Below are 19,474 nucleotides of genomic sequence, written 5' to 3'. Positions count from 1 at the left end.
TTTTCGCCAATAATGGCCCGACATCCACTACCGGACGAGGGCGGCCATGCATTACAGCCCCGACGCCATTCGCACGATCGCCCTGGTCGGGCATGCCGGATGCGGCAAGACCTCGCTTGTCGAAGCCCTGCTCCACCAGGGCGGCGCGATCCATGCGCCCGGCAGCGTGGAGCGCGGCACCACGGTCTGCGATTTCGACCCGCTCGAACGCAAATATCAGCACTCGCTGAACTCCGCCGTCGTCCACCTCGACTACCGCGATACGCGCGTCTATCTGCTGGACACCCCCGGCTATCCGGATTTCTGCGGTCTGTCGATCAGCGCGCTGCCCGCCGTGGAAACGGCCGCCGTCGTCATCAATGCGCAGACCGGCATTGAAATGACCACCCTGCGCATGATGGCGTGGGCACAGGAACGCAAGCTGTGCCGGATGCTCATCGTGAACGGCATTGACGGAGAAAAGGTCGACCTTCCGGCGCTCCTCGCGCAAATCCAGCAGACGTTCGGCACGGGTTGCCTGCCCATCAACCTGCCGGCGCAGAACGGTCGCCAGGTGGTGGACTGCTTTTTCAACCCGGCCGGCGACGCCGATTTTCTGTCGGTTGCGGCTTCGCACAATGCGCTGATCGATCAGGTGATCGAGATCGACCCCGCCCTGATGGAGCTTTACCTCGAACAAGGCGAGGCGATCAGCCCCGAACAGTTGCACGAGCCCTTCGAGCGGGCGCTGCGCGAAGGACATCTGGTGCCGATCTGCTTCACGTCGGCGGCCAACGGCGCGGGCGTCGCGGAATTGCTCGACCTGTTCGTCCGGTTGCTGCCCAATCCGCTGGAAGGCAACCCGCCGCTCTTCTACCGCGACGCCGGTGAACGCCGGCAAGTCGTGCGCGCGGAACCGGTCGCCGACAAGCATGTCCTGGCGCACGCCTTCAAGATCGTGATGGACCCCTATATCGGCAAGATGGCCGTGTTTCGCATCCATCAGGGCACGGTCAGGCGCGACAGCCAACTCTATATCGGCGATGGACGCCAGCCGTTCAAGGTCGCCCATCTGATGCTGCTGCAAGGCAAGGAGCACGTGGAGGTCACGCAGGCCGGCCCCGGCGATATCTGCGCGACGGCCAAGGTCGACGAAATCGGCTTCGACGCCGTGCTGCACGACGCCCCCGAGGACGGCAACATCCACCTGACTCCGCTCGACTTTCCCACGTCCATCTACGGTTTGGCGATCGAGCCCGCGCGGCGCGGCAACGAGCAGCGCCTCTGGGAGGTTCTGCAAAAGCTCAGCGCGGAAGACCCATGCCTGCGCATCGAGCACCCGGTCGGCACCAACGAAACGGTGGTGCGAGGTCTGGGCGAACTGCACCTGCGCCTCATGCTGGAGCGGCTATCCGACCAATACAAGCTTGACGTCGTCACGCGGCCGCCGAAGATCGCCTATCGGGAAACCATCGGCGGCGGGGCCGAGGGGCATCATCGCCACAAGAAGCAAACCGGCGGCGCCGGGCAATTCGGCGAAGTGATGCTGCGCGTCGAGCCGTTGCCGCGCGGCGCGGGGTTCGAGTTCGTCGACGCCGTCAAGGGCGGCGCCATTCCCGGGCAATTCATGCCCGCCGTGGAAAAAGGCATCCAGCAGGTTATCGAGAGCGGACCGCTCGCCGGCTTTCCGATGCAGGACGTGCGCGTCACCGTGTTCGACGGCAAGAGCCATTCCGTCGACTCCAAGGAAGTGGCCTTCGTCGCCGCCGGGCGCAAGGCCTTCGTCGATGCGGTGCTGAAGGCCCAGCCCATTCTGCTGGAGCCGATCGTGGGCATCGAGGTGACGACGCCGGAAGCCGCGATGGGCGACATCATCGGCGACCTGTCCGCCAAGCGCGGGCAGGTGCATGGCACGCGCGCGGCCGCCGGCAACGCGGTGGTGGTATCGGGGCAGGTGCCCTTGTCCGAACTCAACGACTATCAGTCGCGCCTGAACGCCATTGCCGGCGGGCACGGCAGCTATAGCATCCAGTTCAGCCACTATGACCCGGTGCCGCCCGCGCAGCAGGAGCGGATGGCGTCGCAGCATAAAAAACAGGGCGACGGCACGGCGCCATGAGCCGCCTGCCCCGCTTCATCGTACCGGACACCATCTCACAAACCGTATAGGTACTGTACCGGGCTGTCTCGCTAGAATGCTCGAAAGCCTCATCGACCGATTCGGAGACGTCCATGTCGTACCTTAGCTTCAGCGCGCTGCCCGCCGGCATTCTGTTCGCGCTCGTCACCAGCATCACGCCCGGCCCGAACAACACCATGTTGCTGGCCTCGGGCGTCAACTTCGGTTTTCGCCGCACGCTGCCGCATGTGTCCGGCATTAGCGTGGGCGTCGTGCTGTTGATGCTGTCGGTCGGAATCGGCCTCGGCGAAGCCTTCGTTCATTTCCCGGTGCTGTACACGGTGCTGGAAGTCGCGAGCGTCGTCTATCTGCTGTACCTGGCGTGGAAAATCGGCACGTCGGGCGAACTGAAGGTGAAGAACGGCGAACGCCGGCCGATGAAATTCCATGAAGCCATCGCCTTCCAGTGGGTCAACCCGAAGGCATGGATGATGGTGCTGACCGCCGCCACGACGATCCACCTCAGCGCGAGCACCAGCATGAACGCCGTCGCCATGGCGGCGGTCTTCTATGTGATCGGCTTTCCGTGCATCTGCCTGTGGGCGGGCTTCGGCACCGCGATGCGGCGCGTGCTGTCGGACCCGAAGCGCCTGCGCGTCTTCAATGTGGCGATGGCGCTGCTGCTGGTGTTCTCGCTGTATCCGATCGCGCTGAAGCTCGTCGGGCTGGACGCGTGAGCGCCTGAGCGCGGCTAGAGCGTGCCCTGCCCGACTCGTTCGATGAACCGCCACAGCGCGTCGTCGGTCGAGTACGGCGCGTTGAAGCGGAACCAGGCGCTCGGGGCGTCGTCGGGACGGAAATAGGAACCGGGCGCGAGCCAGATGCCATGCGCGAGCGCGGCGGTCGCCACTTCGCCGGCGCGCCCGGCGTCGATCGGCAGGCGCGCCCACAGGAACAGGCCGGCGCGCGGCCGGTGAAACACGTCGAGCCCGAGCGAATCGAGCCGCTCCTCCACCGTCGCGTGCGCCAGCTTGAGCCGCTCGTTCACCGCTTCCACGTGACGCGCGTAGCGCCCTTCCAGCAGCACCTTGTCGACGATCCGCTCGATCGCCTCCGACGACGTCAAGCCCACCGCCATCTTCGTGCGCGCCAGTTCGCGCAGCACCGCGCGCTCGGCGACCACGTAGCCGCAGCGCAGCCCCGGCGTCACCGTCTTCGAAAAGCCGCCCACGTACAGCACGCGCTGCAAGCCTTCCATCGCGGCGAACAAGGGCGCGCCGGAGGGCGCAAGCTCGCGGCTCACGTCGTCCTCGATCACCCACATGCGCTGACGCTCGGCGATTTGCAGCAGGCGGAACGCCGCCGACATGCCGAACGTCGCGCCCGTCGGATTCTGCAAGGTGGTGTTGACGAAGATCGCCTTCGGCTTGTGCTGCGCGACCAGCGCTTCGAGCACGTCCGTATCGACGCCGGCCGGCGTGCGCGGCACGCCATGCACGACCAGCCCCGCCAGCTTGAGAATCTGCAGCAGATTGCAATAGCCGGGATCTTCGACGATCACCGCGTCGCCCGCGCGCAGCAACGTGCGGACGATCAGGTCGAGCCCTTGTGTCGCGCCTTGCGTGAGCAGCACGTTGGAAACATCGACGGGCAGGCCGCGGCGGTCGAGCTGTTCGGCGATCCGCTCGCGCAACGGCGCGAAGCCGTAGGGATGCCCGTAATCGCCCAGACGCGCCGCCGGCACCCGGCTCATGGCGCGCAGCGCGTGCTGCAAACCGGTCTCGTTGATCCATTCGTTCGGCAGCCAGCCGCCGCCCGCCTTGATCGGCACCGAATGGTCGGCGAATACGTCCGAGAGCAGCCAGGTCGCGGTGAGGCTCGGCGGCTGCCAGTCGGTGGCGGCCACCCGCGTGGATTGCGAGCGCGCCGCCACGCGATAGCCGGAGCCGCGCCGCGCGACCACCAAACCCATCGAAACGAGACGGTTGTAAGCCTCGGTGACGGTGAAGGTGCTCAGTTCGTGGCTGTGCGCCAACTGACGCACCGACGGCAGCAACGCGCCCGCGCGCAGCGATTGCGCCTCGATCGCGCTCGCGAAACCCTGCACGACCTGCTCGACGAGCGTGGGAGCGGCGCGCCGGTCGCGTTCAAGTTGTAGTTCGATCATGGTCGGGATCAGGAGCCTGGCGGCGGCCGATTCAGCGTGACAGGGCGCGAGACGAAGGCGATTCATCGACACAGTTCGCACAGATCCACCAACACAGTTAGCGTCACACTGCGTCAACTGTTTATGCCGCCATTAAACCGCGGACGCTACAGTTTCGCAACGCCCCAAAGGAAGTCGCCTTGGGGGACCACTTCGAGGAGAAACCCATGACTTCGCGCCCCGTCATCGACGACCTGTCGTCTTTCTGGATGCCCTTCACGGCGAACCGCCAGTTCAAGGCCGCGCCGCGCCTGCTGGAATCGGCCAAGGGCATGTACTACCGCAGCACCGACGGGCGCGAGGTGCTCGACGGCTGCGCGGGTCTATGGTGCGTGAACGCCGGCCACGGCCGCGACGAGATCGTCGCCGCGATCACGCGGCAACTGTCCACCATGGACTTCGCGCCGACATTCCAGATGGGCCACCCGCTCGCGTTCGAAGCCGCCACGAAAGTCGCCGAACTGATGCCGCAAGGCCTCGACCGCATCTTCTTCACGAACTCGGGTTCCGAATCGGTCGACACCGCGCTGAAAATCGCGCTCGCATACCACCGTTCGCGCGGCGAAGGCCAGCGCACGCGTCTGATCGGCCGCGAGCGCGGCTATCACGGCGTGGGCTTCGGCGGCATTTCGGTCGGCGGCATCGCGCCGAACCGCAAGACCTTTTCCGGCGCGCTGCTGCCGGCGGTCGATCATCTGCCGCACACGCACAACCTCGAACACAACGCGTTCTCGAAGGGCCAGCCCGCCTGGGGCGCGCATCTGGCCGAGGACCTGGAGCGCATCGTCACGCTGCACGATGCGTCGACGATCGCGGCCGTGATCGTGGAACCGGTGGCCGGCTCCACGGGCGTGCTGATTCCGCCGCAAGGCTATCTGCAGAAGCTGCGCGAGATCTGCACGAAGCACGGCATCCTGCTGATTTTCGACGAAGTGATCACCGGTTTCGGCCGCGTCGGCAAAGCGACGGCGAGCGAATATTTCGGCGTGACGCCCGACCTGATCACGATGGCGAAGGCCATCAACAACGCCGCGATTCCGATGGGCGCGGTCGCGGCAAGCCGCACGATCCACGACACGATCGTCAACAGCGGCGCGCAAGGCGCGATCGAACTGTTCCACGGCTACACGTATTCGGCGCATCCGGCAGCGGCTGCCGCCGCGGTCGCCACGCTCGACCTGTATCGCCGTGAAGGTCTGTTCGAGCGCGCCGCATCGCTCGCGCCGACGTTCGAAGCCGCCGCGCACTCGCTGCGCGGCGCGAAGCACGTGAAGGACATTCGCAACCTCGGCATGATCGCGGGCGTCGAACTCGAACCGCGCGACGGCGCGCCGGGCGCGCGCGCTTACGAGGCGTTCGTCAAGTGCTTCGAGGCGGGTGTGCTGGTGCGCTTTACCGGCGACATTCTCGCGTTCTCGCCGCCGCTCATCATCGATGAAGAACAGATCGCCCACCTCTTCAAGACCGTGGGCGACGTGCTGGCGACGGTGCAGTAAATCGCTTGAACGGCGGCGGCGGCGCGGCTCCATGCGCTGCGCGCCGCCGCGCCGTTTGTGAAGCACACGCTCGCCGGGCGCTACGCCGTGAGTTAGTGATGCGCGCGTGCAGCCCTTGTCCGCGCGGCTTTCTTGGCGGCTGCGGAGCGTCCCGCGGCACCCTTCGTGGCAGCGGCCTTTTTTGCCGCGGCCGAACGGCTGGCCGCCGGGCGTTTGGCCGCAGCCGATTTGGCCTGTTTCGACATCGCCGCGTGCGACGCGCCCGCGCCGCTTTCACGCTTGAGCACACTCTCCGAGACGCGTGAGCGCTTGGCCCTCGTTTCGGTGCTGGCGCTCTTTTTCGCCGTGCTCTTGTGCTGGCCGGCGGCGCTGTCCTTCTCCGCTTTCTTGCGGGTGGCCTCGCTCGTGGTGCCCTTCTTCGGCGGCTTCAGCGCGACACCCGCGCGGCGCGCTTCCGACAAACCAATCGCAATGGCCTGCTTGGCCGATTTGACGCCGTGCTTGCCGGCGCGCACCTTGTCGACCTGTTCCTTGACGAACTCACCGGCCTGAGTGCTGGGTGCCTTGCCGGCGCGTTTATCGGCTTCGGCACGCTTGATGGTTTTCTTTTCGGGCATGACAGTCCTCCAGTTGGCTGTGGGCCTCTGTCATGCAGCAACACCCGTGCCGGGGGTCGACAACCGAGCCGGCAACCGAACCGCACGAAACGTCACGAAATCGGCTGCGGGACTCGCGCCGCTCACGTGGACGGCGTATGGTAATGGCGAGGGTTGGCGCCGTGGTCCGACCCGTCTGGAGACGCCCATGAAGATACCCACCGTTCGCGCAGGCGTGCATATCGAAGGCGTGCACTGGATCGCCGAATACGCCGAAGACGTTCACGAGATTCGCGTGTTTCGCGAAGGCCAGGAAGTGGACGTGCATGACGCGCCCTCCTCGCTGTTCGGCGACGAGGAGAACGCGGGCTCGAAGAGCACCGCGGATCATCGCGCCGTCGAGGCCGCCGTGCTGGCTTATCTGAGGCGGTTCGTGATCGAGCACGACGCGGAGGAGTAGGCTTGCTGGCCTGTTTGCCTTTTGGTCTTTTGGCCTTTTGGTCCGCGCCGCATTTTTCCGTAGGCCCGCGGCGCTCGCTGGCCGCCGCGGCGGGCCTACGCACAACCCACCCTACTCCGCGGCGCGCAGCTTCTTCACCTCGGCATCCGACGGCTGAACGCTCGCGCCGTCGATATAACGATACGAAGTCATCACCCCCTTGCCGTCCTTCAAACCCGTCACGCCGACATAAGCGCCCATCGTCGACTGATTGTCCTGCGCGCGAAACGTGACCGGCCCGAACGGCGTCTCCACGCCGAGTCCCTTGAATGCGGCCGCGAGCTTGTCCGAATCGACCGAACCCGCCTTCCTGATGCCGGCCGCGAGCGACATCAGCGCCGAATAACCGACGACCGAGCCGAGCCGCGGATAATCGTGATACCTGGCCTGATACGCATCGACGAACTTCTTGTTGGCCGGCGTATCGATCGAATACCACGGGTAGCCGGTCACGATCCAGCCGCTCGGCGCTTCCGCACCCAACGGGTCGAGGTAATCGGGTTCGCCGGTCAGCAGCGACACCACGCTGCGGTCCTTGAACAAACCGCGCGTATTGCCTTCGCGCACGAACTTGCCGAGATCGGCGCCGAACAGCACGTTGAAGATCGCATCGGGCTTCGCATCGGCGATCGCCTGGCTCACCGCGCCCGCGTCGACGCTGCCGAGCGGCGTGGCCTGTTCCGCGACGAACTGCACGTCCGGCTGCGCTGCCGTCAGCAGCTTCTTGAACGTCGCCACCGCCGATTGCCCGTACTCGTAGTTCGGATACACCAGCGCCCAGCGCTTCTTCTTCAGCTTGACCGCCTCCGGCACCAGCATCGCCACCTGCATATACGTGGAAGGACGCAAACGGTACGTGTATTTATTGCCATCGGCCCAAACGATCTTGTCGGTCAGCGGCTCGGCGGCGAGGAAGAAAATCTTCTTCTGCTTCGCGAAGTCGGTAAGCGCGAGGCCGGTGTTCGACAGGAAACCGCCGAACAGCAATTGCACCTGCTCGCGTGCAATCAACTCCTGCGCGACGCGGATCGTGTCGCCGGGGTTGCCGTTGTCGTCGCGCGAGACCACTTCGAGCTGCTTGCCGAGCACGCCGCCCGCCGCATTCACCTGTTCCAGCGCGAGATTCCAGCCGTTCTTGTAAGGCCCGAGAAAGGCGGGCTGCGCCTTGTAACTGTTGATCTCGCCGATCTTGATGGTCTGCTGGGCGCTCGCGCCCAACGCGGCGAGCGACAACACCGTCGATATCGTGAGGCGGGACATCCATCCTGCGCGCGTGGTCATGCGTTTCTCCGTGATCAAAGGGAATGCGGGAATGCGGGTCGTTGTTATCAGGCGCTCGATGCGGCCAATGCTTCACTCGGTTCGCTCTGCCCGCGGCGTCGCGCGAATCCGGGCGACGCTCGCCGTCACGTTCTGCCAGGCGGGCTTGCCGCCGGCGAACTGCTGACGCAGATACGTGACGAGTTCGGCGATCTGGGCGTCGTTGAAACTGTCGCGGTAAGCCGGCATCGTACCGAGTTCAGGACGCGCAGGCGAGCCGATGCCGTCGAGAATCACGCGAATCAGGTTGTCAGGCGTCGCGCTGTGCAGGTTCGTGTTGAGCGCGAGCGAGGGATGCGCGCCGAACAATTGCGGCCCGCTGCCAGTGTGATGACAGGCCGCGCACGCGCCGTCGAAAAGCCGCGCGCCGAGGCCCGACGGTGTGCCCGTGATCGCGCTCGCCTGTTCGTACTGACGCGCGAGCGTCGCCGGATCGGCATTCGCTTGCAATGGACTGAGCGACGCGAGGTACGCGGCCATCGCGCGAATATCGCTATCCGGCAACGCCGCGAGTTCGCTGACGACGGGCGCCATCGGCCCGGCCGCGACGCCGTGCAGCGGCGCGTGACCCTGCCGCAAATAGCTGAACAATTCGTCCTCGCTCCAGGGCACGGGCGCGTTGGAAAGCGTCGACAAGGCAGGCGCTTCCCACCCTTCCGCCAGGCCGCCGCCCATGAAAGCCGCGCCGGTCTTCTCGGCGCCGAATGCGTTGCGCGGCGTGTGGCACGCGCCGCAATGGCCGAGCCCGTTCACCAGATACGCGCCGCGATTCCATTGCGCGCTTTGCGTCGCGTCGGCGGTGAACGCCGTGCGCTCGAGAAAGAGCCCGTTCCATGCGGCCATCAGCGGACGCACGCTGAACGGAAACGCGAGCCTGGTTTCCGGCGGACGCGACCGCACCGGCGTTTGCGCCATCAGGTACGCGTAGAGCGCTTTGAGATCGTCGTCGGAGGTGTTCCTGAACGACGTGTACGGGAACGCGGGATACAAGTGATGCCCATCGCGGCTGATGCCTTGCCGCATCGCCCGCATGAATGCGTCGAGCGACCATGTGCCGATGCCGGTTTGCGCATCGGGCGTGATGTTGGTGCTGTAGACGGTGCCGAACGGCGTATCGAGCGGCTTGCCGCCCGCGTTCGGCACGCCGTTGCGCGCGGTATGGCAAACGGCGCAATTGCCGAGCGACGCCAGCAGTTTGCCGCGCGCCACCCGTTCCGGCGAAAAGGCGCTCGCGAGCGGCGGCGTGATCGGCGCAATGGCTTGCGGCGCGAGCGTCAATGCGCCGAGCCAACCGGCCACGCCCGCCGCGAATGCGCCGAGAAAACCCAGACGCCAGCGCTTTTTCTTGCGCGCCGCCGCTTCCTCGGCTTGCGCATCGGCGAGCGCGGCACGGATCGTTTCCGGCGTGAACGGCGGCCGGCGAAAGCGCACACCTGTCGCGTCGTAGAGCGCATTGGCGATCGCCGCCGCGCCGGGCAGCGACGCCGATTCGCCGGTGCCCATCGGCGGCTCGCCGTGGCGCGGCATCATCACCACGTCGATGACCGGCACTTCACGGAACGTCAGAATCGGATACGCGCCCCACTCCTGGCTCGTCACCGCGTTTTCGCCGAAGGTCACGCGCTCCTTCAACGCGCGGCTGGTCGCCTGAATCACGTTGCCGTGTATCTGATGGCGCACGCCGTCCGGATTGATCATCGTGCCGGTGTCCTGGCCGACCACCACGCGCGTCACGGCGAGTTCGCCGCTCTTGCGATTCACTTCGACGTCCGCGACCCACGCGGACCACGCCGCGCCGAAGCCCGGAAACTTGCTGTGTATATAACGGGCGTAAGCGAAGCCCCGGCCGCGCGCGATGTCGCCTTGTTCCCGCGCCTCTTTCAACGCGACGTTGCGCGGTTCCCAGCCGGCTTTTTCGGCCACCGCCTTGACCAGATCGATCGCGCGCGGATCGCTCAGATGCCTCAGACGAAACTCGATCGGATCGACGCCCGCCTGCGCCGCGAGTTCGTCGATGAACGATTCATGCGCGAAAGTGTTCGGCACCGCCGACACGCCTCTTAGCCACGACGCCCGCACGATCGGCGGGGTGTCGTCGCAAACGATGCGCATCGCGCGATAGTCATACGGCGGCACCGCCGTGCGGTCGCCCATTTCGAACACCTGCGGTTCCGCCGAGATCGCGCCGGTGAGCAGCAGCGCCAACGTGGGCGCATCGTTCGACGGATAACGCGTCGCGAAGTCGTAAGCCGCCAATTCGCCTTCCGCGCCTAAAGCGCCGCGCACGTCCATGAGTTGCGCGGCGCCCTTCGGTTCCCACGCATGCTCGTCCTCGCGCGACAGTTGCACGCGCACCGGGCTACCGGTCGCGCGTGAAAGCAGCGCGGCGTCGGCGGCGACATCGTCCGCGCAATTGCGGCCGTAGCAGCCCGCCGCGTCCATGCGCACGATGTCGATCCGTGCTTCGTCCATCGACATCAGCAACGCGAGATCGGCGCGCAGCGAATGCGGATTCTGCGTGCCCGACCAGACCTTCAGCTTGCCCTCGCGGTAATCGGCGACCGCGCACGACGGTCCAATCGACGCATGCATCTGAAACGGCCATACGTACGTGCTTTCGAGCGTGCGCGCGGGGTCTCGCGCCAGCGCCGCGTCCACCTCGCCCTCGATCACCAGATCGCGGCGTTTCGCCGGATTGGCGCGCAACGCGGCTTCCACTTCCGCGCTGGTTTCGAGCGGCGGCAAAGCCTGCACCGTTTTCCACCGCACGTCGAGCCGCTTCGCTGCCTGCTGGGCGACTTCCTCGCGCTCCGCCACGACGCCGACGAAATCGCGAATCACCACCACCTTGACGATGCCCGGCAAATCGCTGACCGAGTTTTCATCGACATGCAGCAGGCTATTGCCGATCAACTCGCCCTGCGCGATGCCCGCATAGGGCGGCCTCACCACACGGCCGTGCAGCATGCCGGGCACGCGCACGTCATGCACGAAGCTCAATTCGCCGGTTGCCTTGGCGGGAATATCGACACGCGGCGCGCTCTTGCCGACGATCTTGTACGCATCCGGCGATTTCAACGGCGCATCGGTGGCGAGCTTCAATTCCACGCGCCGCCCGGCGATCAGTTCGCCGTAGCCGATGCCTGCTGCCGCATCGCCGCCGCGCGGAAGGACCACGCCGTCGCGCACGTCGAGTTGCTCCGCCGTGACATGCAGACGCGCCGCCGCTTCCGCCAGGAGATACTGCCGCGCCTGGGCCGCCGCGTGCCGCAACGGCACCGCTGAAATCTGAATCGTCGCGCTGGCAATCGTCGGCCCCTGATTCGGCGCTTCGCCGGTATGGCCGAGCACGATCGAAACGCGCGTCAAGGGCACATCCAGTTCTTCCGCAACGATCTGCGCGAGCGCCGTGCCGATGCCGGTGCCGAGATCCACGTGACCGTTGAACGCAACCACGCTGCCGTCGTCGCGCACCACGAGAAACATGTCCGCCTCGGTCGGCACGAACGACGAGCGCGAACCCGGCTGACCGATCGCGGGCTTTACCGGCGCTTGCGCGGGCCGCGTGACGATCAGCACGTTCCGCGCGTCGTAAAGCTGCCGGCGCGACGGCGGCGCGGCGCGTCGATCGACGCTGAAGTCCGGCCCCGTCATGCGCGCGCTCCCTCATGCGTTCCCTGCTGTGCGGCCGTCGCCGCCGGTTGCGCGGCGAGCAGTTCAGCGGCGCGCTGCACCGCGCGCACGATCTCGACATGCGTGCCGCAACGGCACAGATTGCGCGACAACTCGCGCCGAATCGTCTCGACACCCGGATGTGGATCGCGATCGAGCAGCGCCTTGGCCGTCATGATCATGCCGTTCAGGCAATAGCCGCACTGCGCGGCCTGTTCCTCGATGAACGCCTGCTGCACCGGATGCGGCGCGGCGCGCGTGCCGAGTCCTTCGAGCGTGGTGATTTCGCGGCCTAGCGCGACCTTCGCGGTCGTCACGCAGGAACGCGTCGGCACGCCGTCGAGCAAGACTGTGCATGCGCCGCATTCGCCGAGACCGCAACCGAATTTCGGACCATTGAGCGCGAGATCGTTACGCAGCAGATAAAGCAACGGCGTGTCGGCGGCGGCACTGACGAGATGCGTCGCGCCGTTCACCGTCAGCGTAAGCGGTGCCGGGCGGTTCATGAAGCGCGGCGCGCGTTCAAAGCACGACCGGCACTTCGGTCGCCGGTGGCGTATTGCGGCTGCGCCGGCAACGGATCAGACCGTCGATCATCACCATGCCCACGCCTGGAATATCGCCGAGTTGCACGCTTTCGAGCAGCGTATCCGCCGCGGTGTGCTGCGCGCGATCCATGAACACGAGGTCGGCGGGACGGCCCACTTCGATCAAACCCTGGCGCAGATTGCGTTGCCGCGCGGTGTTGCCGGTTGCGAAGCAGAAGGCGATTTCAGCGGGAATATCGGCGAGGCTCGAAATCAACGCGATCATCCGCAGAATGCCGAGCGGTTGCACGCCGGAACCCGCGGGGCTGTCGGTGCCGAGAATGATCCGGTGCGGGCATTTCAGTTCGATCGCGTGACGCGCGGTGAGCAACGCGATCCGCTCGTTGCCGTTGTGGACGATCTCCAGCGCGCGGCTCGATTGCTCGCACAAGTCGCACACGTGCCGATAGGAAAGCGACGTGTGGCCGCCGTTGATATGGCCGATCACGTCGGCGTCGGCGGCAAGCACCACGTCGCGGTCGATCAGCCCGGAGCCGGGAATCGACGGACCGCCCGTGTGAATCGTGCTTTGAATGCCGTATTTGCGCGCCCACGCCACCATTTGCGCGGCTTCCTCGCCGCCCTTTACGCTGCCGAGGCCGACTTCGCCGAGCAGCGTCACGCCCGCTTCCGAGAGTTCCTTGAAGTCCTCCTCGACCATGCCTTTCTCGATCACCGGCGCGCCGGCCATCACCTTCACGCCGCCGCCGACGCCCGCGCCGCGCATTCCCTCGAACGAGCGTTGCGCGGTGATCGCCAGCGCCTTCACGCCGAGCACGTCCTTGGGACGCCCGGGCAGATGAACCTCGCCGGCGGAGATCATCGTGGTGACGCCGCCGTTCAGATTCGATTCGATCCAGCCCATCTGATTCTGGCGCGGCGTCCAGTCGCCGAATACCGGATGCACGTGCGAGTCGATCAGACCGGGGGCGACAGTCGTGCCCTTGCAATCGACCGTGGTGCGCGCGCCTTCCAGATCGCAGTCCTTTTCCATGCCGATCGCGACGATCACGCCGTCGTCGATCACGAGCGTATTCGCGTCGAGAATCGGCTGATCGATGTCGCCGGATAACAGCAGCCCGATGTTCGTTATCGCGACCTTGCCCGACAAGCCTGTCAACGTCTCTGCTGCCATCTGCTTCTCCTTTCGCAATTTCCGCGTGCCGACGCAATCACACGCTCAGATAAGCGCGCCTGACGGTTTCGTTCTTCGTGAGTTCGGCGATCGTGCCGCTGAAACGGATCTGCCCTTTTTCGAGCACATACGCGCGGTCGCTCACCAGTTCCGCGAAATGCAGGTTCTGTTCCGACAACAGAATCGACAGTCCTTCGCGCTTGAGTTCGAGAATCATGTTCGCCATCTGTTCGACGATCACGGGCGCGACGCCCTCCGACGGTTCGTCGAGCAACACCAGATACGGATTGCCCATCAGCGTGCGCGACACGGTGAGCATCTGCTGCTCGCCGCCGCTCATCTGGCCGCCGGGGCGTTTCGGCATTTCGCCCAGATTCGGAAAGAGGCGGAAGAGTTTTTCCGGCGTCCATTGCGGCGCGCCTTCGCGCGGCGGCTGACGGCCGGTGTCGAGGTTCTCCATCACCGTCAAGTCCGCGAACACGCGGCGGTCTTCGGGAACGAAGCCCATGCCCATGCGGGCGATCTTGTACGACGGCAGCGCCGCGATGTTCTGTCCGCGGAAATGCACCTCGCCCTGACGGCGCGGCAGCAAACCCATCACGGCTTTCATCGTCGTGGATTTGCCCGCACCGTTGCGGCCCATCAGCGCCACCACTTCGCCGCGCCCGACTTCGAGCCCGACGTCGAACAGAATGTGCGCGCGGCCATAGAACGCGTTGAGGCCGGCGACTTTCAGCATCGGCTCGCTCATTGCAGCGCTCCTCGTCCTTGCTCGCCCGCCGCCGCTTCGTGCAGCGGCGCATGCGGCTGGAAGGTCTTGCCGGTGCCGAAATACACTTCCTGCACGCGTGCATCGTTGCGGATCGTCTCGGCGTCGCCCTCGGCGATCAGCTTGCCGCGCGCGAGCACGATCATGCGATCGGCGTAGGCGAACACTACGTCCATGCTGTGCTCGGTGAAGAGCACGCCGATCTTGTGCTCGGTGACGAGACGCTTGGTGAGCGCCATCAACTCGTTGCGTTCCTTCGGCGCCATGCCGGCGGTGGGTTCGTCCATCAGCAACAGCTTGGGACGGTTGGCGAGCGCAATGGCGAGTTCGACGCGTTTCACGTCGCCGTACGCGAGCACGCCGCACGCGCGGTTCGCGTCGGCGGCCATGCCGACCTGTTCGAGCAGCGCGAGCGCTTCATCGGCGTAGCGCGAGCCCGCGGGTTTCCACAAGCCGAACGTCTTGCGTTCGCGCGACACCAGCGCCATCTGCACGTTTTCAAGCACGGTCATCGAATTGAAGGTCGCGGCGATCTGGAACGTGCGGCCGACGCCCAGCCGCCAGATATCGCGCGGCCGCATGCCGACCAGTTCATGATCGTTCAGGCGAATCGAGCCGGACGACGGTTGCAACTGGCCGTTGACCATGTTGAAGCAGGTCGACTTGCCCGCGCCGTTCGGGCCGAGCAGCGCCAGCAGTTGACCGGCTTCGAGATCGAAGGACACGTCGTCGACCGCTTTCAGGCCGCCGAACGACCTGGAGAGGCCGGAGACACGCAGCAAGCTCATAGCCCCTCCTTGATCGCCGCGCGCCGCGAAGGCGGCGCGGCGTTCGCTTCGGCCTGGTCGAGGTTGTCGTCGCCGAAACGCTCGCGAATGAAACCGACGATGCCTTGCGGAAACGAGATCACCAGCAGCAGGATCGTCAAGCCCAGCAGCGCCTGCCAATAGTCGGTTTGCCGCGCGACCGTGTCTTGCAGCCACGTGAACACCGCCGCGCCGACGATCGGCCCGGTCAGCGTCTGCAAGCCGCCGAGCAGCACCATCACGAGGCCGTCCACGGAACGGCTCACGCTGATCACCTCCGGTGAAATCGTCCCCTTGGAGAACGCATAGAGCGACCCGGCCAGCCCGCAAAACAGCGACGCGATCACGAAGGCCGCCCACTGCACGCGCTTCACGTCGATGCCGATCGCCTCCGCGCGCAACACCGAATCGCGCGACGCCCGCATCGCGTAACCCAGCGGCGAGAACAGCATCTTGCGCAGCAGCCACACGCCGAGCACCGCGCACGCGAGCGTCAGATAGTAATAAGCCACCGGCGAGGACAACCAGTTCGACGGCCACAAACCGAGAATGCCGTTGCTGCCGCCCGTCACGTCGTCCCACTGGAACACCACCGACCACACGATCTGTGCGAACGCGAGCGTCAGCATCGCGAGATAGACGCCCGAGAGGCGCACGCAGAACCAGCCGAACACCAGCGCGCCGGCTACCGCCAGCAGCGGCCCGAGCAGCAACGCGGCTTCCATCGGCAGATTCAGAACCTTGATGAATAGCGCCGCGCCGTAGGCACCCAGTCCGAAGTAAGCGGCGTGGCCGAACGAATGCATGCCGCCCGGTCCAATGATGAAGTGCAGACTCGTCGCGAACAGCACGGCGATCAGGATTTCCACCAGCAGCACGGGCATATAGGGAAACGCATTGGCCGCGAGCGGCGCGAGCACGAGCACCAGCAGCGCGACCGCGGCGAGCCATTTCAGGCGCTTGCCCGCGGGGCGCAAAGGCGTTTCCGGCGCGGCCATGCCGCGCACCGCGGCGCTCGCCTTGCCTAGCAAACCCCAAGGCCGCACCACCAGCACGACAGCCATCACGACGAACTCGGCGACCAGCGTAAAGCGGCTCAACGAAAGGCCGACGCCGAAGATCGTCACGTGTCCGATGCCGATGCACAGCGCCTTGATCTCCGCGATGATCAGCGCGGCGACGAACGCGCCCGGAATCGAACCCATGCCGCCGACCACCACCACCACGAACGCGTTGCCGATGGTCTCCAGATCGAGCGACAGATTCGCCGACATGCGCGGCCCTTGCAGCGCGCCGCCCAAACCCGCGAGAAACGCGCCGACGAAAAACACGCCGGTAAACAGCCACGCCTGATTGATGCCGAGCGCGCCGAGCATCTCGCGATCCTGGGTCGCGGCGCGCACCAGCGTGCCCCAGCGCGTGCGCGTCAATGCATACCAGAGCAGCAGCAACACCACCGGCCCGATCACGATCAACGCGATATCGTAGGTGGGCAGCGGATGGCCAAGGAAATCGACCGCGCCGGCAAGATGCGGCGCACGCGGTCCGAACAGGTCTTGCGGGCCCCACAGCCACAACGCGGCGTCGCGAAAGATCAGCACCAGCGCGAACGTGGCGAGCAGATGAAACAACTCGGGCGCCTGATAGATGCGCCGCAACACGATCATCTCGACCAGCGCGCCGAGCACCGCGACCACCAGCGCGGCTGCCAGCACCGACAGCCAGAAGCCGCCGGCCGTCTGTCCGAAGCGGCTCGCGATGCTATACGCGACGTAGATGCCGAACATATAGAACGAGCCGTGCGCAAAGTTGACGATGCGCGTCACGCCGAAGATCAGCGACAAACCGGCGGCGACGAGAAACAGCGTCGACGCATCGGCGAGTCCGTTGACCAGTTGTACCAGCAAATTCGAAAGCATCGTGCCCCTCGGCAGCTTGCGGTTCGATCGTCGCGATTGGCCCGCCACGCACGAACAGCAGACGTTATAGCGTGCGGCACCATGCGCGCACGCGTCGACGGCAGGACAATACGCCGGAAGTCCCCTTGGGGGCCAGCGCAACGACTCAGCGCAAACCGTCTTCGCCCTTGATCTCGCTCACCTGCAGGCCGCCGATGCGCGGCAGCGGCCGGCCGGAAGCCGTCACCGCGACCGCGACGACGATTTCGTTGGCGCGCGGCGCATCCGCAACACGCGCTTCGATCGCATCGAAATGACTGCGCACGTAGGCCGCGTCCTTGTGGCCGAGCGGCACGTCGATCGCGGTGCCGAGCGTGCCCATCTTTTTCGCGGACGGCACCAACGCCGCGCCCTTTTCGACCGCCACCCGCAGCGGCGCGCCGAGCTTGGGATGCAAGATCGCCGCCGCATGTTCCAGTTCGCCCGCCTCGCCGACGATCGCCGCCTTGCCGTAGCTTTGCGCGTCACCCGGCTCGATGCCCAGCGCCTCGACGCACTTGTTGCCGAGCAGGCCGCCCAGTTCCTCGCCGGCTTCGATCAGCGCGTCGAGCTTCGGCTCGTAGCGGCCCGCATAGGGATTATCGATCACCGCGATGGCGACCGCGCGGCGCGTCGGCGGCTCGATGGCCTGCCCCATTTCAATGCGCGTTTCGTCCACCTGCACGATCAGCTTGCGAAGCTTGATTGCCATGTCGCTCTCCGGTTTCGATGCGTTGTTCCGCGGGTATGTTTCAGCGCGCCGCGGCGGTTCGGTTCGAAGGTTCGGTTCGAATCAAGCGCCGCTCAGCGCAAGCCGTCCTTGCCGACGACCGCCTCTTTCGCGAGACCGCCCACGCGTGCATGCACGCGCTGCCCGGTGCTCATCACGAGGATATAGACCAGTTCATCCGCTGCGGGCGCGCCGGGCACACGCACCTCGATCGCATCGAAGTGGCTGCGCACATAGCTCGCGTTGACGTGCGTGAGCGGCACGTCGAGCGCGGTGGAAGGCACGCCGACCTTCTTGGTCGACGGCACGATCGCGTTGGTCGGCACGCCGTTCTTCTCCAGCAATTCGCGCATCGCATAGCCGCCGGGGACGTGCCACAACGCACCGTGCTCCAGTTCTCCGCGCGAGCCGACAATCGCGCCCTTGCCGTAACCCTCTATCGACGCATGCGGCACCTTCATCGCCGCAAGGAGCCGCTGCGCCATGTCGAGGCCGATCGGCTTGAGCGCTTCCATCGCGTGTTCGATGTTCGCTTCATAGCGGCCGGCGAACGGATTCGTCAGCACCACGGCAATCGCACCGCGCCTGAGCGGCTGCGCGGGCGCGGGGCCGAACTCGTGAAAGATGTCTTCGACGTGCGTCAGCACGCGGCGTATTTCGAACACGGCGCCTCCTTTGTTATCGACGCGCGCTGCGTGATCCGCGCGCCGCTTTGCTGAATGCCGGCCACACGCACGCGCCCTTGCAGGAACAGTGCGGCGCCTTCGATCGAATCGTCCGCCTGCAAACGCCGCGCGGCTTCGACGCCACGCGCCAGCGCGAAATCGATCAGCGGCTGCGGTAAAGGCGGGACGTCGACGGTGACCAGCCTGTCGCCGAGATCGCTCTCGTCTTTCAACGACGAAGCCGGACGGCGCACGATGCCTGGGTGATCCACGTTCACGGCGTTGGCGATCATCGTCGCGGCGGCATCGGCGCTCGCTGCGTCGCGGGCGAGCACGGTCACGCTGTCGGCGATACCGAGGCTGAAGCTGCGGCCACGCCAGCCGCTCGTCGCGATGCCGCGAACCGGCATGGCGGCGTCGAGCGTGAGGTTGGCGTCGAGCGGCGGTTCATCCGGCAACCGCGCGCCCGAATATTGCGCGAGGTCCGCGAATACGCCGATGCGGTACTGCTGCCCCTCGGTTAAATATAGTGTGATGTCGCCGCCGTTGTTGATGAACGCGCGCGCGATGCCCGCGCGCGCGAACGCCGCGATCAGTTCGTCTGCGACGCTGCCCGCCACGGCCGCCATGGGGGTGATGAAGCGCGCGCGGTGACGATGGCACGCCGACCACATGCGGCGCGCGACCGTGCCGTTGAGCGGGCATTCGTCGAACGCGGCGTCGGCGGGCACCGGTTGCCGAAGCAGCTTCAATTCTCCGACCAACTCCGGCAACACTTCGACAAAGCGTATCCAGCACGCTTCATACGCGGCGCGCACCGCGGCGGGCTCGCCGTCCGCGCTGAGGATCAGATCGATCGGGCCGTGCTGCCAATGCCAGCGGGTCGCGTCGAGTCGGGTGCGGGTTGCGTTCATTGTGTCGCCATGATGGTTGCCGTGGTTGCCGAGGTTGTCTTGAT

General features: G+C 65.9%; 16 protein-coding genes. 4 read left to right on the top strand and 12 right to left on the bottom strand.

Annotated elements, in window-relative coordinates; all coding sequences use genetic code 11:
• Positions 1-46: 46 nt before the first annotated feature.
• The gene (gene fusA, locus ACOCG7_RS02840; protein WP_421376741.1) at positions 47-2,098 is read left to right on the top strand and encodes an elongation factor G; all 2,052 of its coding nucleotides are present in this window, start codon (positions 47-49) and stop codon (positions 2,096-2,098) included.
• 113 nt (positions 2,099-2,211) lie between these two features.
• Positions 2,212-2,835: a LysE family translocator gene (locus ACOCG7_RS02835; protein ID WP_073430443.1), complete on the top strand. Its 624-nt coding sequence runs from the start codon at positions 2,212-2,214 to the stop codon at positions 2,833-2,835.
• Positions 2,836-2,849: 14 nt separating this feature from the next.
• On the opposite strand, the gene ACOCG7_RS02830 is transcribed toward ACOCG7_RS02835, so the two are convergent.
• Positions 2,850-4,265 carry a PLP-dependent aminotransferase family protein gene (locus ACOCG7_RS02830; RefSeq protein WP_073430444.1) on the bottom strand — a complete coding sequence of 472 codons (1,416 nt, stop codon included), beginning with the start codon at positions 4,263-4,265 and terminating at the stop codon, positions 2,850-2,852.
• A 206-nt stretch (positions 4,266-4,471) separates the two neighbouring features.
• Between ACOCG7_RS02830 and ACOCG7_RS02825 the strand changes: the two genes are divergently transcribed.
• A complete protein-coding gene (locus ACOCG7_RS02825; protein ID WP_114163905.1) occupies positions 4,472-5,800 on the top strand; it encodes an aspartate aminotransferase family protein in 1,329 nt (442 codons plus the stop codon).
• 92 nt (positions 5,801-5,892) lie between these two features.
• Here the strand turns inward: ACOCG7_RS02825 and ACOCG7_RS02820 are convergent, their stop codons facing one another.
• Positions 5,893-6,417, bottom strand: a complete 525-nt coding sequence (locus tag ACOCG7_RS02820) for a DUF6496 domain-containing protein (RefSeq protein ID WP_114163906.1) — start codon at positions 6,415-6,417, stop codon at positions 5,893-5,895.
• Positions 6,418-6,604: 187 nt separating this feature from the next.
• Between ACOCG7_RS02820 and ACOCG7_RS02815 the strand changes: the two genes are divergently transcribed.
• On the top strand, positions 6,605-6,856 hold the full coding sequence (locus ACOCG7_RS02815) for a hypothetical protein (RefSeq protein WP_073430447.1): 252 nt from the start codon (positions 6,605-6,607) through the stop codon (positions 6,854-6,856).
• Positions 6,857-6,967: 111 nt separating this feature from the next.
• Here ACOCG7_RS02815 and ACOCG7_RS02810 read toward each other — a convergent pair whose 3' ends face one another.
• From ACOCG7_RS02810 to ACOCG7_RS02765, 10 genes are all read right to left on the bottom strand, one after another.
• Positions 6,968-8,176, bottom strand: a complete 1,209-nt coding sequence (locus ACOCG7_RS02810; protein WP_083082743.1) for an ABC transporter substrate-binding protein — start codon at positions 8,174-8,176, stop codon at positions 6,968-6,970.
• Between the two features lie 72 nt (positions 8,177-8,248).
• Positions 8,249-11,869, bottom strand: a complete 3,621-nt coding sequence (locus tag ACOCG7_RS02805; RefSeq protein ID WP_421376737.1) for a molybdopterin cofactor-binding domain-containing protein — start codon at positions 11,867-11,869, stop codon at positions 8,249-8,251.
• Entirely contained in the window at positions 11,866-12,393 is a 528-nt protein-coding gene (locus ACOCG7_RS02800; RefSeq protein WP_421376735.1) for a (2Fe-2S)-binding protein, read from the bottom strand. Before ACOCG7_RS02800 ends, ACOCG7_RS02805 begins: the two co-directional genes overlap by 4 nt.
• A 16-nt stretch (positions 12,394-12,409) precedes the next feature.
• A complete protein-coding gene (locus tag ACOCG7_RS02795; RefSeq protein WP_421376733.1) occupies positions 12,410-13,609 on the bottom strand; it encodes an amidohydrolase family protein in 1,200 nt (399 codons plus the stop codon).
• 37 nt (positions 13,610-13,646) lie between these two features.
• Positions 13,647-14,360: an ABC transporter ATP-binding protein gene (locus tag ACOCG7_RS02790; protein WP_083082750.1), complete on the bottom strand. Its 714-nt coding sequence runs from the start codon at positions 14,358-14,360 to the stop codon at positions 13,647-13,649.
• Positions 14,357-15,166, bottom strand: a complete 810-nt coding sequence (locus ACOCG7_RS02785; protein ID WP_073430453.1) for an ABC transporter ATP-binding protein — start codon at positions 15,164-15,166, stop codon at positions 14,357-14,359. The genes ACOCG7_RS02790 and ACOCG7_RS02785 overlap by 4 nt, the downstream gene beginning before the upstream one ends.
• Entirely contained in the window at positions 15,163-17,103 is a 1,941-nt protein-coding gene (locus ACOCG7_RS02780) for an ABC transporter permease (RefSeq protein WP_421376730.1), read from the bottom strand. The genes ACOCG7_RS02785 and ACOCG7_RS02780 overlap by 4 nt, the downstream gene beginning before the upstream one ends.
• Positions 17,104-17,248: 145 nt before the next feature.
• Entirely contained in the window at positions 17,249-17,833 is a 585-nt protein-coding gene (locus ACOCG7_RS02775; RefSeq protein ID WP_083082756.1) for an amino acid synthesis family protein, read from the bottom strand.
• A 92-nt stretch (positions 17,834-17,925) separates the two neighbouring features.
• On the bottom strand, positions 17,926-18,516 hold the full coding sequence (locus ACOCG7_RS02770) for an amino acid synthesis family protein (RefSeq protein WP_083082758.1): 591 nt from the start codon (positions 18,514-18,516) through the stop codon (positions 17,926-17,928).
• On the bottom strand, positions 18,492-19,430 hold the full coding sequence (locus ACOCG7_RS02765; protein WP_083082760.1) for a UPF0280 family protein: 939 nt from the start codon (positions 19,428-19,430) through the stop codon (positions 18,492-18,494). Before ACOCG7_RS02765 ends, ACOCG7_RS02770 begins: the two co-directional genes overlap by 25 nt.
• Positions 19,431-19,474: the final 44 nt, after the last annotated feature.

Source organism: Paraburkholderia sp. DD10, assembly GCF_049177125.1.
GTDB lineage: Bacteria > Pseudomonadota > Gammaproteobacteria > Burkholderiales > Burkholderiaceae > Paraburkholderia > Paraburkholderia terricola.
This window is presented reverse-complemented; position numbering and strand designations above follow the sequence as displayed.